Raw genomic sequence first — 15943 nt, 5'->3', positions numbered from 1 at the left:
CGATGTTATCCGCTGGAGTTCGGCCCCACCAACCTGCCGCGCTGGGGACGGGGCAGGGATGCGGTGTCACTCAGGTCCCAGGCCTCCAGCGCCTGCATGCTGATGCCGCGCGGACCGGTGCGGCGGGTGAGTCCGCGGATGAGCATCAGCTCGGTGCCAAAGAGCAGGGGGCCGGTCTTTTCCTGGGCCTCGGTGAAGAACGTGCAGTCCACGCAGCCGGTCCCGTCGTCGAGGCTGATGAACACCACGCGCCGCCCGCCGCGCATGGGCGGAGTTTGGGTGGCCACGCGGATGCCGGCCACCCACACCTCGGAATTGTTGCGCAGTCCAATCAGGTCCCGGGCCTTGGTGACCCCGAATTCCGCCAGCAGCGGGGCGTAGCTGTCGATCAGGTGGGCACTGACATCCACCGCCAGCAGGTCCAGTTCCGTGCGCACCTTCTCCCGCAGGGTGGGTTCGGGCAGTTCGGGGTGCAGGTTTTCCAATTCGGTGTCCCCCAGCGGCAGGGCAAGCTGACCGGGAATGGGATCGTATTTCCGCGGCGCCGGCCGGGGCGGTGCCGCGTCCAGGTGGCGCAGCAGATCAGCGCGGGAAGCGGCTGTTCCGGTGTCCCGGGCCAGTGAATCGAAGGCACCCAGCGAGGCGAGCCGCATCAGGGTCGCCCGGCCCACTTTGGCCCGGGCCCGCAGGTCAGCCAGGGAATCGTAGGGCTGGCCGGCAGTGATGCGCCGCAGTTCCGCTGCCGAGAGACCGTAGATCCCGGCCAGGCTCAATCTGATGCCCAGCTTTTCCGGACGCGCCCGGGGCCCGGGCGAGGCCGGAACCGCCGGCACCCGTTCCACCCGGTACTGCGCGCCGCTGCGGTTAATGTCCAGGGGCAGGATGGGAATGCCCATCCGCCGGGCCTCGGCCACCAGCAGCCGGCGCGGATACATGCCCGGATCGTGTTCAAAGATCCCGGCCAGGAAAGCTTCGGGGTGGTGTGCCTTCAGCCAGGCGGACTGATAAGTGGGCACGGCAAATGCGGCGCCGTGCGCCTTGCAGAAGCCAAAGCTGCCGAACGCCTTCAGCGTGCCCCAAACCTTGTCGATGACGTCTGCGGTGTAACCGCGCTTGGCTGCCTCGGTGCGGAAGAAATCCTCCACGGATTGTTCGGCGTCTTCATTGCCCAGCAGCCGGCGCAGTTCATCGGCTTTGGCCAGCCCGCAGCCGGTGAAGACGTCAAAGGTGCGCAGGACCTGTTCGTGGAACACTGTCACCCCGTGCGTTTCCGCGAGGACCGGCCGCAGGGCCTCGTGCGGATACACCTCCGGAGCCCAGCCGTGGCGGTGTTCCAGGAACGGACGGACCATGTCGGATTTCATGGGGCCGGGCCGGAACAGGGAAATGTCGATGATCAGGTCATTGAATTCCCGGGGCTCGAGCTTGCCGATCAGCTCGCGCTGTCCCGGGGATTCAATCTGGAAGCAGCCCAGCGTGTAGGTGCTGCAGATCAGGTCATAGGTGGGCGCGTCATCCAGCGGTACTGCGTCAAGGTTGATGGAACCGTCCGCCAGCACATAGTCCGGACCTTTCCCGTCGGGACCGGCCGGATGCGCTCCGGCACGCACCGTGTCCGCTTTGGTGGGATGCAGCCGGCGCACTTCCTTCAGGGCGTAGGCCATGGCGCTTTGCATCCGCACGCCCAGCACATCGAGCTTGAGCATGCCCATGGGATCCATGTCGTGCTTGTCGAACTGGGACATGGGCAGCCCCAGGCCGGAGGGCTGCACCGGGGTGCGGTCCAGCAGGGAGGTGTCCCCCAGGATCACGCCGCAGGGGTGCATGGAAATGTGCCGTGGCAGCCGGTCCAGGCGCTCGGTCAGGTCCACCAGCAAATCCAGCTGCCGGTTTCCCTCCACCCGTCCGGCAATATCCCGCAGCTCCGGTTTTTCCGCGAGCGCCTCACGGAACTTCCGGGCGGAGAATCGCCACAGCTGTTTGGCCACTGCCCCGATGTCCTCTTCGGCCAGGCCCAGGGCCATGCCGGCGTCGCGCACCGCGCCGCGGGCCCGGTAACCGTTCTGCATGCTCATCAAAGTGACGCGTTCGGCCCCGAAACGTTCAAAGATGCGGTGATAGACGTTGTGCCGTTCGGCACTTTCCACATCTATGTCGATGTCCGGCAGGGTGGAGCGGTCGCGGGAGAGGAAGCGCTCAAAAATCAGGTCATGGGCCAGCGGATTGACGTGGCTGATGCCCAGCAGATAGTTCACCAGGGAGGACGCCCCTGATCCGCGGGCCGCCGCCCGCACCCCCATGCCGGTGATCATCGCGGAGACCTCCGCCACGGTCAGGAAGTAGGAGGCGAATCCCAGCCGCTCAATGATGCCCAGTTCGTGGGCCAGCCGGTTGCGCAGGCGCGCTTCACCGCCGGCGTCAAGTGCCGGAAACCTGCGGCCGATGCCCGCTTCGCAGCGGCTCACCAGCTCGGTCATGGGCTCGGCGGCAATACCGATCACCGAGGCTTCCGGAACCACCGGCTGCTTCCAGCCCATGTCCCGGACCGGATCCATCCGGCAGGCATCGGCGAGCGCTTCGGTTGCGCGGAGCAGCCGCGATGCACCCGACGCCCCGTAGCCCGCCTCGGTGCTGATCTCCCGGGCCAGTGACTTCATCTGCGCCGCGCTCTTGAGCCACCCCTGCCCGTTGGGCTGCAGGTCCGGCAGCCGTGCCAGGGAGGTCAGCGCCCGGGCGGCATCCAAAACATCGGCGGTGGCGGCGCCGTCGGCATCCACGTAGCGCACCGCATTGGTGAGGATGGCCGGCAGCCGCATTTCATCCGCCAGCCGGAACATGCGTACGGCGTGGGCCAGGCTGAGGTTGGCTCCGGGGGCACTGAGGTGGGCCACCACCTCCACGGCGAGCGCTTCGCGTGGAAGGGCGGCCTGCCAGCGGGCAAAAAGCGTGCGGGCAACGGCGTAGCTGCGGCTGCGCATGGCCTGCCCGACGTCGGACCAGGGGCCCACCAGGACGGTCAGGACCGGTTCACCGCCGGTCCCGGATGCAGCCCGCGAGGCCAGCTGCGCCGTGGTCACTCCCACCGGTTTGCTGCCCTTGCGCGCCGCCGACGGCGAGGTGCCGGCGTGGGCGTCGGAGATCAGCCGGCACAGCGCCCGGTAGCCTGCGCCCCTGTTTCCGCCGCGGGCCAGAACCACCACGCGGCCGGTAACGGGCGGGGCACCGCCGGCATCCGGCTCGCCCAGCACGGCAAGGTCCACTCCCACGATCGGATCAATTCCGGCATCCATGCAGGCGCGCAGGTGCTTCACTGTTCCGTACAGTCCGTCACGGTCGGTGCAGGCCAGTGCGTCCGCCCCGTCTGCTGCGGCGGCCTGCGCCATTTCCTCCGGCCAGGACACCCCGTAGTGGGCGCTGAAGGCGGTGGCGGCGTGCAGATGGGTGAAACTCATGGCAGGCGGTTCCTAGGCACTTTCCCGCAGGGCGTCATGAATGCGGATCAGCCGCCAGCGGCCGGAACGGATGTCATGGGAGATGTCCAGGGTCCGCAGCGGCGAGCGCGGGGTTCGCCGGGCCTGGACCCGCCAAATCTCAGAGTCCACCAGCCCGGGGCCGCGTCCGCGTTCTGCCCGGGATTCTTCCTCCCACCAGTTCCGGCGCTCATACCAGCGCACCGGATCCGCTGCCACCTTGTAGGTATGGCCGCTCCAGACGAGCCGGAGGGGCTGGCCTGCGGGCGAGCACACCACCTCTATTGCCTCGCTGAAGACACCCATTTTCCGATTCCTTCCCGCCGGCAGGCGTGTACCCGCGGTTACGCCGGCCCTGTGCTTGGACTGATTACCGGAACGGCAATCGATTAGAACGTATGTTCGAACAGAGTCCAGTGTACGGCCAGCAGCTGACAATCGGCACCTCTCCCGGGCACCTGTCTTTCTAGGCTTCCTCCTTCGCCTCAGTACGCACCGAAGTGGAGAGCGGTGTCTCCTTGATGAACAGGCACAGCACCAGGCCCGCCGCCACGATGGGCACGCTCAGCAGGAAAATTGGAGGCAGCGCATGGCCGAAGGCCGCGGCAACAAAATCCTGCACCGGAGCGGGCAACCCGCGCAGCATGGCAGGACTCAGGGAATTGATGTTGCCGCCCAGGGCCTCCCCCGCCCCTGGCGCACCGGAGGGAGCGGAGGAGATTTCGTTGCCCAGCCGATGGATGAAAATTGAGCCAAACAATGCGATGCCGAAAGAGGCCCCGATCTGCCGGAAATAGTTGGCTGCGGAAATCGCGGCCCCCATCGACCGGCCCGGCACGCTGTTCTGCACAATCAGCACCAGGTTCTGCATCAGCATCCCGATCCCCAGTCCCATCACCAGCATGCCGGCGGCGGTGAAGCTGTACGGCGTCGTATCCGAAATCCGCGACAGCAGCACCAAGCCGGCCATGATCACGGCGCAGCCCAGGATCGGATAGATCTTGTACCTCCCGGTCCGGGAGATCAGCTGCCCGGTGCCGATCGAGGTCAGCAGCAGCCCGCCCATCATCGGCAGCATCATCAGCCCCGACTCGGTGGCGGTGGCCCGGTTGACCATCTGCAGGAAGGTTGGCAGGTAGGAAATGGTGGAGAACATCGCGATGCCAACTGAGATGCCCACCAGCACCGGCAGCAGGAAGTTCCGGTTGCGGAACAAATCCAGCGGCATGATTGGTTCCGCAGCCCGCTTCTCCACCCGGACAAACACGGTGCCGGCAACCAGTGTCACCACGGCCAGGCCGAGGATCTGCGGACTTGACCACGCGTAGGTGGTGCCGCCCCAGCTGGTCAGCATGATCAGTGCGGCGCTCGCGACAGCCAGGAGTGCGGCGCCGGAGTAGTCCAGCTTGGGGCGGGCCCCCTGCGGCTTGACCAGGTGCAGGGACGTAATGACGACGGCGAGCGCCACCGCCCCGATGGGCAGGTTGATGTAGAACACCCAGCGCCAGGACCAGGCGTCCGTGATCCAGCCGCCCAGCAGCGGTCCGCCCACGGAGGCCAGCCCAAACGCTGCTCCGATCAGGCCCATGTACTTGCCTCGCTCCCGGGGAGAGACGAGGTCCCCGAGGATGGCTTGGGCGCCGATCATCAGGCCTCCGCCGCCAAGGCCCTGCAGGGCGCGGAAACCGATCAGCTCACCCATGTTCCGGGCCAGTCCGGAGAGGACGGACCCCAGCAGGAACACCGCAATGGCAAAGACGAAAATGCTCTTGCGGCCAAAGAGGTCACCGAGCTTCCCGTAAATCGGCAGCCCGATGGTGGCTGCCAGAATGTACGCGGTCACCACCCAGGACAGATGCTCCAGCCCGTTAAGGTCCCCCACAATGGTGGGCAGTGCAGTGGCAACAATGGTTTGGTCCAGGGCGGCCAGCAGCACCGAGAGCACCAGGCCGGTGAAGACCAGCGGAAGATTTCGGTTCGGCGCTTCGTCGTGGAGGCCGGTCCGGGGCTCATTCCGGACCGCATCCACGCGGTGTTTTGGCCCGGCCGGCCCCGGCCGGACGGGAGCCTCAGCGATCCTCGGAGTAAGAGCTCTGTGGGACATGGGGTGCGGTCTCCTTGCAGTGGTTTCCTACGTCTGCTGCTTCTCGCCGGGCTGCACCCGGGCGGTCTCTGACAGCGGAATCTCCCTGATGAACAGAGTGAGGACCAGGCCTGCACCCAGCGCCGGGATGCCCAGCAGGAAAATTGGCGGCAGCGCATCCCCGAAGGCCTGGGCAATAAAGTCGCGCACCGGTGCGGGCAGCGTTTTCAGCTCGGACGGGCTGATCGAGTTCACCCCGTTGCGGAGCACACCGGCGGCAGAGGCGGGGGCGTCCCCCACCTGGTCATTGAGCCGTTTGATAAAGACGGAGCCGAACACCGCGATCCCCAGCGAGCCGCCCATCTGCCGGAAATAGTTCGCGGAGGAGACCCCGGTGCCCATGTTCTGCGGGGGAACGCTGTTCTGCACAATCAGCACCAGGTTCTGCATCAGTGCACCGATGCCAAGGCCGAGGACAAACATGCCCAGGGCGGTGAACCAGTACGGCGTGGTGTTGGAGATCCGGGAGAGCAGCACCAGCCCGACGATCATTACGGCCGAACCAAGAATGGGATAGATCTTGTACTTGCCCGTGTGGGAAATTAGTTGCCCGGTGCCGATCGAGGTCAGCAGCAGGCCGGCGGTCATCGGCAGCATCATCAGTCCGGACATAGTGGCTGAAGCGCCGTTGACCATCTGCAGGAAGGTGGGCAGATAGGAGATGCTGCCAAACATGGCCAGCCCCACGGACAGGCCCACCAGCGTGCAGACGAGGAAGTTGCGGTTGCGGAAAAGCCGCAGGGGAAGGATCGGCTCGTTGGCGCGCAGCTCCACCGGAATAAAGACGGCGATGCCGACGGCGGCAACCACTCCCAGCCCCAGGATGGTGGAGGAGGTCCAGGCATAGGTGGTTCCGCCCCAGCTGGTCAGCATCACCAGCGCGGCACTGATGATCGCCAGAAGGGCCGCACCGGCGTAGTCCAGCGGGGGCCTCGGCCCGGTGCGCACCGGCAGATGCAACGAGGTGACGATGACGGCCAGCGCGAGGATGCCCAGGGGAAGGTTGATGTAGAACACCCACCGCCAGGACCAGTACTCGGTCAGATACCCGCCCAGCAGTGGTCCGCTCACCGAGGCCAGGCCGAAGGCGGCGCCGATCAGGCCCATGTACCGGCCGCGCTCGCGGGCGGACACAATGTCCCCGATGATGGCCTGGGCGCCGATAATGATTCCGCCGCCGCCCACACCCTGGATTGCCCGGTAGGTAATCAGCTCAGTCATGCTGTGCGCCTGTCCCGACAGTGCGGATCCGGCCAGGAACACGGCAATCGCGAAGACAAAGATGTTCTTGCGTCCCAGCAGGTCGCCGAGTTTGCCGTAAATGGGCAGCCCGATGGTGGAGGTCAGCAGGTAGGCGGTAATGACCCAGGACAGGTGGTCCAGGCCCTGGAGGTCGCCCACGATGGTTGGCAGTGCCGTGGACACGATGGTCTGGTCCAGTGCGGAAATCAGGACGGCCAGAATCAGTCCGGCGAAGACCAGCGCAATTTGCCTCTGGGAGTGGGGTGCCGGGGCTCCTTCACTGTGCCGCGCCGGCGGCTCGCCGCCGTTGCCGCCAGCGGCAGTACGCGGGTCCAGCACCGGGGCAGCGCCGGAGGACGTCAGCAGATGGGACGACGCCGGTGAACCCAGGTCGGTGGCGGCGCGCGCTCCCGGGTGGGTGGCTTCTGCGCCGTGGGCGGTGAACTTGGCGGCCATGGACGCTCCTTGGGAGCTCGTCGTGAATAGTGCCGGACCAGACAGCACTTTCCATTCGACGCTCCGCCCGCGGCCGAGTCAACGGCCGCCCGCCCCCGGCAGGCCTCCGGCATTGTTCCGCGGGTGATACCGGCACAAACTGGCACTAAACGCGGACCGGCCATTTTGTGGCCGGACACGTCAACGTTGGGCTGACCGCCATCTGTTATGCCCTGTTCACTACGGCGGCCACCATCATCAGGCAGCTCATCAACCGCTACGGACGCGCCTGGGGGATCATCCTGCCGCTCTCCGGCTACGTTGCTGCTGCAGCCGCCGTCGTCGGATTCTCCCTCGCAACCGGGCTGTTAACGCGCGGGGACACTCCCGGATTCGTCGCCGGCCACGTCATGGTCGGCCTGTCGGCGATCTGCACGGCGCTGATCGCTCTGGTCGCGAGCATCGTCCGCCAAGATACGCAACGAATTCAGCGACAGCGAGCGTTTCGCCTGGGCGTGGCTCGTCGCTGCTGCGGGCACCGTCAACCTGGTGCTTGGACTATCTTTGAAGCTGCAGGCACCGAGCCGGCGTTCTTCGTCGGCGCTCATGTGCTGGTGGGGCTCGGAGCCATCTGCTTTACGCTCTTTTCAATTGTGTCGATCCTCGAAGAGGGCACGTCGTAGCTACGCGAATTCCATTCCGTCCGCAGGACGCGGAGACGTCAGCCAGTACCGGGATCCGTCGGTGCTGCGGGCCACTATTCCTTCATCCACCAGGTAGCGCCGAACGGCTGCCGGATCCGTGGAATAGCTGCCCAGGCGGCCGGTAATCTCGCGCTCCGTCAGCACCGGCACCTCTCCGGGAGGGGCCGGGACCGTTTCAAAGACGTGCCCGGCCACGTAGTGGAGCAGTTCCAGGCGGTCGGCAGACCGGCGGGGGTAGGCCGAGATTTTCCCGTTGACCAGGAACCGTTGTGCCGAAGTTTCCGGCGGCTGCTTGCCGCTGGCCAGCAGGCGGGCAAAAACACCGCTGATCGGCTGCACATCGCAGACCCCCGAGGAGACCAGTCCTGCCTTTTGCAGGGCAGCCAGGGATTTGCGTTCCTTCGGCTCGAGGTTCTGCCCGTCCAGGGGCGTTCCGCGCTCCGCCGCCGTGATGATGCGGGCATACAGCCGCAGCCTGCGCTCATCTGCGAGCGCAGCAGCGACGGCCCGCCACTGCTCCGATGCCGCTTGTTCCGGCGCAGCAATAGCCGGTCCCGGCTGCTCCTGGTCCATTCCTGCCTCTTCCCCCTGAGTGCGTAGTGTGCCGGTGCGGGCACCTGATGTGTGAGTACCGTACCCCACGCCGCCAGCCTTCCACCCAGTAGCAGCGCAATTGTCCCGGGGAAGCGGAGGAGGTCCCCTAGCTGCGCGAAAAAGCGTCCAGCTTGGCCTGGGCCTCGGCCTCATGCCGCACCTTCAGCTCATAGTCGATGAAGGCGTCGATCATCGCGCGGTACGTTGCTTCCACCACCGTGGGATCCCCGTCCTGGGCCTCTGCCATGGCGCGGACATGTTCAAGGACCTCTTCGACGCGCGCGGGAGCCTTCACCTCGGCGTCGTTGTCCTTCAGAGGACCGGCCAGGCGCACCAGCCGCTCCCGGCGCCAGATCAGCGCCACGATCTCTTCATCAATTTCGTCAATGGCGGTGCGGACATCGTCCAGCTGGCAGGACATGGATCGGTGATGATCAGAGGTTTCCATGCCTTTAGATTAGCCGCCCGCAGAATCCGCACGGCTCCGTGAGAGCTTCGAAGGCCACCAGATCCTGCGGCCAATGTCATAGGACAGGGCCGGCACCAGCAGCGAGCGCACCACCAAAGTGTCCAGGAGGACACCGAAGGCAACAATAAAAGCCAGCTGTGCCAGGAAGAGCACCGGGATCACCCCCAGGGCGGCGAAGGTTGCGGCCAGCACAATGCCGGCGCTGGTAATGACGCTGCCGGTGATCATCAGGCCGCGGACCACTCCCTCACGGGTGCCGTGCAGGATGCTCTCCTCCCGGACGCGGGTCATCAGGAAGATGTTGTAGTCCACGCCCAGGGCCACCAGGAAGATGAATCCGAAGAGCGGAACGGCTGGATCGGCGCCCGGGAAACGGAAAATATGGTTGAAGACCAGGGCGGAAACACCCATGGTGGCCCCGAAGGACAGCAGCACCGTCAGGATCAGCAGGAACGGTGCCAGCACCGCGCGCAGCAGCAGCATCAGCAGGAACAGGATCACCACCAGCACCACCGGAATGATCAGGTCCCGGTCGTGGGCCGCCGCAGCGTTGGTGTCGATGGTCGTGGCCGTCACCCCGCCGATCAGCACATCCCCGATCCCGGCCACCTTCTCCCGCATGGTGGAGACCGTCTGCTCCGCGGCGTCGGACTCCGCAGCCTCCTTGAGCGTGGCTTCCAGCAGGACTTTTCCGTCCACTACCTTTGGCGCGCCCGAGGTCCCGGGAATAGGAGAGGCCTGCACGCCGTCGGCCGTCACCGGCAGCTCCCCGGCCGGTGTGCCGTTGGCGTCCACGGCCAGCGCATCCACGCCGGGCACGGCCAGCACTGCGCGGGCGACGGCGTCGATCTCGCCTTCCGGGGCGACAATCAGTGCCGGGCTGCCGGATCCGGAGGGGAAATGCTCACCCAGGACCTGCTGGCCTTCCTTGGTGGCGGTCTGCCCCAGCACAAAGTCGCTCTGCGGCACCCCGGAGGCCCGCAGCTGCAGCAGGCCTGTGGCCGCGACCAGGAGCACCAGTGTGGGAATCACCCAGGTGCGGCGCGGATGTGCCTTGACGGTCCGGGCCACGCGGGGCCAGAACCCTTTGGGTGAGTTCCCGTCCCGGTCCGGATGCTTGGACCCGAATGCGGGCCGGCGCGGCCAGAAGGCCACCCTCCCGAAGAGGAAGAGCAGCGCCGGGAGCAGGGTCATCGCGGCCAGGAAAGCGAATCCGATGCCGATCGCCGCCACCGGTCCCAGCGCCTTGTTGGAATTGAGGTCGCTGAGCAGCAGGCAGAGCAACCCGGCGGTCACCGTGGCAGCCGAGGCCAGGACGGGTTCAAAGGTTCCCTTCAGCGCCGCCCAGGTAGCGTCCCACCGTCCTTCGTGGTCCCGCAGCGACTCCCGGTAGCGGGAAACATAGAGCAGCGAATAGTCCGTTGCGGCACCGATGCCCAGGATGAACAGGATGCCCTGGACCTGTCCGTTCAGGGTCAGCGTTCCGGCTTTTGCCAGGTAGAAGACCACCAGGATGGCCGCGGACAGGGCGAAGATCGAGGTCAGCAGAACCAGGAACGGCAGCAGGGGTGACCGGTAGACCACCACCAGGATCACCAGCACCGCCAGTGCCGCCACCAGGACCAGCGAGGTGTCGATGCCGCCGAACGCTTCGGTGATGTCCGCCAGCTGCCCGGCCGGTCCGGTGACGTAGCTCTCCAGCCCCTGGGGGATCCCGTCCCGCACCTCGTTGCCCAGATCTTCCACGGTGGCCGTGGCGCTGTCATTGTCCTGCACCGGCACAAAGATTTCCGCTGCCTTGCCGTCGGTGGAGAACTGAGGCGGGGAAACATCCCCCGCAACGCCGCTGACCTTCGACAACTCGGACACCCGGCCGGTGACAAAGGCCCGGTCCTCCTCGGTCAGGCCGGCATTGTTCACATAGACGACGACGGCGGGGATCGCGTCGCTGTCCGTGAATTTTTGCTGCAGGTCGGCCACCTGCGTGGACGCAGAGCTGGCGGGAAGATATGAGGTCTGGTTGTTGTCCGCCACTTCACTGATCTTGCCAAAGTAGGGCCCGCCAATCCCGCCCACTCCGAACCAGACGATGATCAGCACCACCGGAATCAGGAACCGGGCCCAGCCGCTGCGTCCACCGGACTTGCCGGCGGGGCTCTGCCTTGATTCGGTGCTGGCGGCCCGGTGACTTCCGTCCGGGTTACGGGGTGCTGGAGCATTCCGGGGCATAGGTCCATGACAGCCCCGTGCGGAGGTGCCGTCAACGGTCCAGCCGCGTGCGGGCCGTTTTGCTGAACAGTTCAAACGCGTTCAAACGCGTCACAGAGGAACTTACCCGCCCCGCAGTGGCAGGATCATCACTGTGAAACCTTCTCTATCCGTGATCACCGCAGGCGTGCGGGATCTCGAGGTAACTTACGCGTTCTATTCCTCCCGGCTCGGCTGGGAAGCCGTCCAGCACGTCCCGGAGGAAGTGATTTTCTACCAGGTGGGCCCCGGCCTGCTGTTGGCCTTCTTCCGGCGCGATCATCTGGCGGCCGAAGCCGGCGCCATGGGTGAGGCCGCAGCTGCTCCCGTAACCCTGGGCCATAACGTGGGCTCAGCGGCGGAAGTGGATGCCGTGCTGGCGGAAGCAGCCTCAGCGGGAGGATCAATTACGGCCCCGGGAACCCAGATGAGCTGGGGCGGCTACTCCGGGTACTTCACGGATCCGGACGGTTACCGCTGGGAGGTCTGTCACAACCCGGGACTCTCCATGGACGCGAACGGCAATGTCACGCTTGAGATCATTGAGCCGATCGAAACCGACCCGGCCCAGGTTGCACTCACCGAACTGTCCTCCCGGAACAGCGGTTGAAACAGGGGGGGGCAGTGGCAGGGCGCTAAAACAGGGCGGGCTCAGAATCCGGTTCAGCGGCGGGGGCTGCCAGCAGTTCCGGACCGTCGTTGCGGACGTTGCCCACGGCAGGATCCACCGCCTTAAGAGTCCATTGGGCCGCTGCGGTGCGGGCTTCGCCGACCACCCGGTGCACCAGCTCCCCGGCGTTGCGTGCCGCGGGGTCCAGCCACGCGTCCATGCCCTGCCGCGTGAGCGGCACCGGCATCCGGTGATGCAGCTCCCCCAGTTCTCCCAGCACCTCCGGCTGCCGGGCACCGCGGATTTCCGCCGGGTCCGGCGCTGCCGCGGTGAGGATCGACGTCGAGAGCAGCCAGCTGCCCGGCTCCCCCGGTGCTTTCGCCGGGTCCCGCCACCACTCGTAGAGGCCGGCGAAAAACGTCAAGGCGCCGTCGGTGCGGTGAACGTAGAAGGGCTGCTTGGTTTTTCCCGGCCCGGTTTTCCACTCGTAGTATCCCTGCACCGGCACTGCACAGCGCCGGGAGAACACTGCGTCGCGGAAGGTCGGCTTCTCCAGCACCGTTTCGCTGCGCGCGTTGAAGGCCCGGACCCCCACCGAGTCATCTGCTGCCCATCCGGGCACCAGTCCCCAGCGGGCCACATGTATTTCCCGAACCGCGGCCCGGCCTGCCGCCGGCCCGCCGACGTAGCGTTCCAGCACCACCGGCACGTCCGACGTCGGCGCCACGTTCCAGGACTGCCGCAGCTCCAGATGGGCGTCGGCTTCCGCCTCGGCCTCCGCGACCAGATCCGCCGTCGTCCTGGCCATCACGTAACGTCCGCACATGCGTCCAGTGTGCCAGTCCGCCGGCCGGGGAATTGAACCGGCAGCCCGGCGGTTGTACCCGGCAGTCCCTGTATTCCCTACGCAGAAGGAGCCTTCCATGGCCGCCACCGCAGAAGCCTTTACCCCCGACGCCGGTTCCATCACCATGTTCTCCACTTCCTGGTGCGGTTACTGCCGCCGCCTGAAGTCCCAGCTGGAAGCCGCCGGCATCGGCTACAACGAGGTCAACATCGAAAACGTGGAGGGCACCGCGGAGCTGGTGGCCGAGATCAACGGCGGAAACCAGACCGTGCCCACCGTCATCTTCCCGGACGGCTCCTCAGCCACGAACCCGTCCGCAGCCGAGGTAAAGTCCCGCCTGGGCCTCTAGGCGCCCGGCCCCTACCGCTTCCCGATGCTTGGCAGACCCCCTGAGCCTCCAAGCTCAGCCCACGTCAACTTCGCGCAAATCCGTCCCGCTTCATAGGATGGAACGCGGGATGCCGGATATCGGTGTCCCGCCCGGACACCCCCGAGAGGCAGCACAACGCATATGGTTCACAAGGTTCAGGCAGTAGTCGTCAAGGAAAAGAACGCCCCGGTCTCGCTGGAGACCATCCTGGTTCCGGATCCCGGCCCCGGAGAAGCACTGGTGGATATCCTTACCTGCGGTGTCTGCCACACGGACCTGCACTACAAGCAGGGGGCCATCAATGATGACTACCCCTTCCTGCTCGGCCACGAGGCAACCGGCGTGGTTTCCGCCGTCGGCCCCGATGTCACCGAAGTTGCCCCCGGCGACCGCGTGGTGCTGAACTGGCGCGCCGTCTGCGGCGAGTGCCGTGCGTGCCGCAAGGGCCAGCCGCAGTACTGCTTCAACACTGCCAACGCCACGCAGAAGATGACCCTGGAGGACGGCACCGAGCTGACCGCCGCCCTGGGCATCGGCGCGTTCGCTGAGAAGACCCTCGTGGCTGCCGGCCAGTGCACCAAGGTGGACGACGACGTCGATGCCGCCGCAGTGGGCCTGCTCGGCTGCGGCGTGATGGCCGGCATCGGTGCCGCCATCAACACCGGCGAGGTCCAGCGCGGGGAATCCGTAGCCGTCATCGGCTGCGGCGGCGTGGGCATTGCCGCTGTTGCCGGCGCGCAGCTCGCCGGAGCCACCACCATCATCGCCGTGGACATTGACGCGAAGAAGCTGGAACTGGCGAAGGCGCAGGGCGCCACCCACGTCATCAACTCCAAGGAAGAAGATCCGGTCGAGGCCATCCGTGCCCTCACCGGCGGCAACGGCGCAGACGTGGTGATTGACGCCGTCGGCCGCCCCGAAACCTACAAGCAGGCCTTCTACGCGCGTGACCTTGCCGGCCGCGTGGTCCTGGTGGGCGTGCCCAACCCGGAGATGAAGATTGAACTGCCGCTGGCCGATGTCTTTGGCCGCGGCGGCTCGCTGAAGTCCTCCTGGTACGGCGACTGCCTGCCGTCGCGTGACTTCCCGATGCTGGTGGAGCAGTACAAGCTGGGCCGCCTGGACCTGGATGCCTTCGTGTCCGAGCGCATCGGCCTGGGCGACATTGAAGAAGCCTTCACCAAGATGCATGACGGTTTGGTCCTGCGCTCCGTGGTGGTCCTCTAAATGGCCGTGAACATCGACAACGTCATCACCTCGGGCACGTTCTCCCTGGACGGCGGCACCTGGGAGGTGGACAACAACGTGTGGATCGTCGGTGACGACTCGCAGGTGATCATTATCGATCCCGCGCACGACGTCGACTCCGTGGCTGCCGCTGTCGGCGACCGGGAAGTCATGGCCATCCTGCTCACGCACGGCCATGACGACCACATCCGTGCCGTGGGCGAAGCCCGGGAACGCTTCAGCGCCCCGGTCTTCCTGCACGCTGCGGACCGGATGCTCTGGGATGCGGTGTTCCCCGAGGAAGCGCCCGACGACGAAATCCAGGACGGCGACATCTACGAGGTGGCCGGGATTACGCTGCAGGCCCTGCACACCCCCGGCCACTCCCCCGGATCAGTGTGCTTCCTGCTGGCTGCCGGTGCGCCCGGTGACGGTTCCCCGGTGGTCTTCAGCGGGGACACGCTCTTTTCCGGCGGTCCCGGCGCCACCGGCCGGTCCTACAGCGACTTCCCCACCATCATCAAGTCCATCCGGGAACGGCTGCTGACCCTGCCGTCGGAGACCCGGGTGCTCACCGGCCACGGTGACGCCACCACCGTTGGCGCCGAGGCGCCGCAGCTGGAGGAATGGATCGCCCGCGGCCACTGATCCGCTGCCCTGCGCGGCCGGTTCCTACAGCAGCAGGTACTGGCCGCTGTGGGCGGCGGCAAGGGCATCGGTCCGGCGCTCAATATGCTCCCGGAAGAGTGCTGCTTCGGGTGGCTCCGGGCGGGCGAGCCAGGAGCCAACAGAAATGAAAGCAGTGCCCAGGCAGATCAGGGCGCGGGCGGTGAGTCCCGCATGGGAAGAGACGGGCCGGGAGTACGCGAGGACTGTGGAACTCATGCGGGCTCCTGTGTATCGATGAGTGGAAATGCATTGAAGTGCACCTGAACGGGGCGCGCCCCGGGTGTTGCCGGATCGTTCCGGTAGGTCTCGAGTTTCTCGCGCAGGACCGCTTCCATGTCCCGGGTGAGCGCCCTGAGCTGGTCCGCGGTGAAGTAGGCATTGAGCGTGCTGATCGTCGCAGCCTGGGACCACTCGTCCGGCAGCTCCGTTGCGTCGCTCGCCATGAAAGCAGCCAGTGATTCCGCGCGTCCGCGCTCAAAGTAGCCGCTGACCTGCCGGGCCGCTTCCCGCACCGCCGGGTCCTGTTCCGCACCGGGCGTGCTGATCGTCAGTGCGCCCGGTGTGCGTTCCCACCACCGTTCGCGTACCGAACCCCGGTCCGGAACTTCGCGGACAAGACCGTGCCGGGCCAGTTGCCGCAGGTGGTAGCTCGTTGCGCCGCTGGATTCCCCGAGACGCTTGCCGATGCTGCTCGCTGTCTGGGGCCCGTGCTGGGAAAGAATGTCCAGCAACTGCACCCGCAGCGGATGCGCAAGGGCCTTAAGGACGGGGCCGTCGATAGCCCGGTCCCCAAGGTGGGCCGGGGGTTGTCCGACTTCTGGATCTGCGTTCATATAGACAGCATGCCAGTGCAAAGGTTTATTTGCAAACTTTTCTTTGCATAGCTTGCGGCGCCAGCTGTGAGATGCTCAGTTTC

Annotated in this window: 15 protein-coding genes; 5 read left to right on the top strand and 10 right to left on the bottom strand. The window is 66.2% G+C overall.

The features are described 5' to 3' along the window. Positions 1–5 precede the first annotated feature (5 nt). From ACIQXM_RS05045 to ACIQXM_RS05030, 4 genes are all read right to left on the bottom strand, one after another. A complete protein-coding gene (locus ACIQXM_RS05045; protein WP_400928494.1) occupies positions 6–3452 on the bottom strand; it encodes a DNA polymerase III subunit alpha in 3447 nt (1148 codons plus the stop codon). Positions 3453–3464: 12 nt separating this feature from the next. Continuing rightward, the gene (locus ACIQXM_RS05040; protein WP_400928491.1) at positions 3465–3776 is read right to left on the bottom strand and encodes a DUF6504 family protein; all 312 of its coding nucleotides are present in this window, start codon (positions 3774–3776) and stop codon (positions 3465–3467) included. A 160-nt stretch (positions 3777–3936) separates the two neighbouring features. Next, positions 3937–5574, bottom strand: coding sequence for an MDR family MFS transporter (locus tag ACIQXM_RS05035; RefSeq protein ID WP_400928488.1), 1638 nt, complete (start codon positions 5572–5574; stop codon positions 3937–3939). Positions 5575–5601: 27 nt separating this feature from the next. After that, positions 5602–7311 carry an MDR family MFS transporter gene (locus ACIQXM_RS05030; RefSeq protein WP_400928485.1) on the bottom strand — a complete coding sequence of 570 codons (1710 nt, stop codon included), beginning with the start codon at positions 7309–7311 and terminating at the stop codon, positions 5602–5604. A 167-nt stretch (positions 7312–7478) separates the two neighbouring features. Between ACIQXM_RS05030 and ACIQXM_RS05025 the strand changes: the two genes are divergently transcribed. Next, positions 7479–7973 carry a DUF2776 family protein gene (locus ACIQXM_RS05025; RefSeq protein WP_400928482.1) on the top strand — a complete coding sequence of 165 codons (495 nt, stop codon included), beginning with the start codon at positions 7479–7481 and terminating at the stop codon, positions 7971–7973. Here the strand turns inward: ACIQXM_RS05025 and ACIQXM_RS05020 are convergent, their stop codons facing one another. From ACIQXM_RS05020 to ACIQXM_RS05010, 3 genes are all read right to left on the bottom strand, one after another. Beyond that, positions 7974–8567 carry a DUF2087 domain-containing protein gene (locus ACIQXM_RS05020; protein ID WP_400928480.1) on the bottom strand — a complete coding sequence of 198 codons (594 nt, stop codon included), beginning with the start codon at positions 8565–8567 and terminating at the stop codon, positions 7974–7976. It lies immediately after the preceding gene. A 127-nt stretch (positions 8568–8694) separates the two neighbouring features. Further along, positions 8695–9036: a chorismate mutase gene (locus tag ACIQXM_RS05015; protein ID WP_400928478.1), complete on the bottom strand. Its 342-nt coding sequence runs from the start codon at positions 9034–9036 to the stop codon at positions 8695–8697. Positions 9037–9045: 9 nt separating this feature from the next. Continuing rightward, positions 9046–11286 carry an MMPL family transporter gene (locus ACIQXM_RS05010; protein ID WP_400928475.1) on the bottom strand — a complete coding sequence of 747 codons (2241 nt, stop codon included), beginning with the start codon at positions 11284–11286 and terminating at the stop codon, positions 9046–9048. A 133-nt stretch (positions 11287–11419) separates the two neighbouring features. Between ACIQXM_RS05010 and ACIQXM_RS05005 the strand changes: the two genes are divergently transcribed. Further along, positions 11420–11914, top strand: coding sequence for a VOC family protein (locus ACIQXM_RS05005; protein ID WP_400928472.1), 495 nt, complete (start codon positions 11420–11422; stop codon positions 11912–11914). A gap of 25 nt (positions 11915–11939) precedes the next feature. Here ACIQXM_RS05005 and ACIQXM_RS05000 read toward each other — a convergent pair whose 3' ends face one another. Beyond that, entirely contained in the window at positions 11940–12740 is an 801-nt protein-coding gene (locus ACIQXM_RS05000; RefSeq protein WP_400928469.1) for an SOS response-associated peptidase, read from the bottom strand. A 97-nt stretch (positions 12741–12837) separates the two neighbouring features. Between ACIQXM_RS05000 and ACIQXM_RS04995 the strand changes: the two genes are divergently transcribed. From ACIQXM_RS04995 to ACIQXM_RS04985, 3 genes are all read left to right on the top strand, one after another. Then, complete coding sequence (locus tag ACIQXM_RS04995; RefSeq protein WP_400928466.1) at positions 12838–13110, top strand: mycoredoxin; 273 nt, start codon at positions 12838–12840, stop codon at positions 13108–13110. Positions 13111–13272: 162 nt separating this feature from the next. Next, positions 13273–14358, top strand: coding sequence for an S-(hydroxymethyl)mycothiol dehydrogenase (locus tag ACIQXM_RS04990; protein ID WP_400928463.1), 1086 nt, complete (start codon positions 13273–13275; stop codon positions 14356–14358). After that, entirely contained in the window at positions 14359–15006 is a 648-nt protein-coding gene (locus ACIQXM_RS04985) for an MBL fold metallo-hydrolase (RefSeq protein WP_400928460.1), read from the top strand. A gap of 24 nt (positions 15007–15030) precedes the next feature. Here the strand turns inward: ACIQXM_RS04985 and ACIQXM_RS04980 are convergent, their stop codons facing one another. Beyond that, positions 15031–15243: a hypothetical protein gene (locus ACIQXM_RS04980; protein ID WP_400928457.1), complete on the bottom strand. Its 213-nt coding sequence runs from the start codon at positions 15241–15243 to the stop codon at positions 15031–15033. After that, positions 15240–15860 (bottom strand): ArsR/SmtB family transcription factor, encoded by a 621-nt coding sequence (locus tag ACIQXM_RS04975; protein ID WP_400928454.1) that lies wholly within the window; start codon positions 15858–15860, stop codon positions 15240–15242. Before ACIQXM_RS04975 ends, ACIQXM_RS04980 begins: the two co-directional genes overlap by 4 nt. Positions 15861–15943 lie beyond the last annotated feature (83 nt).

The organism is Arthrobacter sp. NPDC097144, from assembly GCF_044762205.1.
GTDB lineage: Bacteria > Actinomycetota > Actinomycetes > Actinomycetales > Micrococcaceae > Arthrobacter_B.
This window is presented reverse-complemented; position numbering and strand designations above follow the sequence as displayed.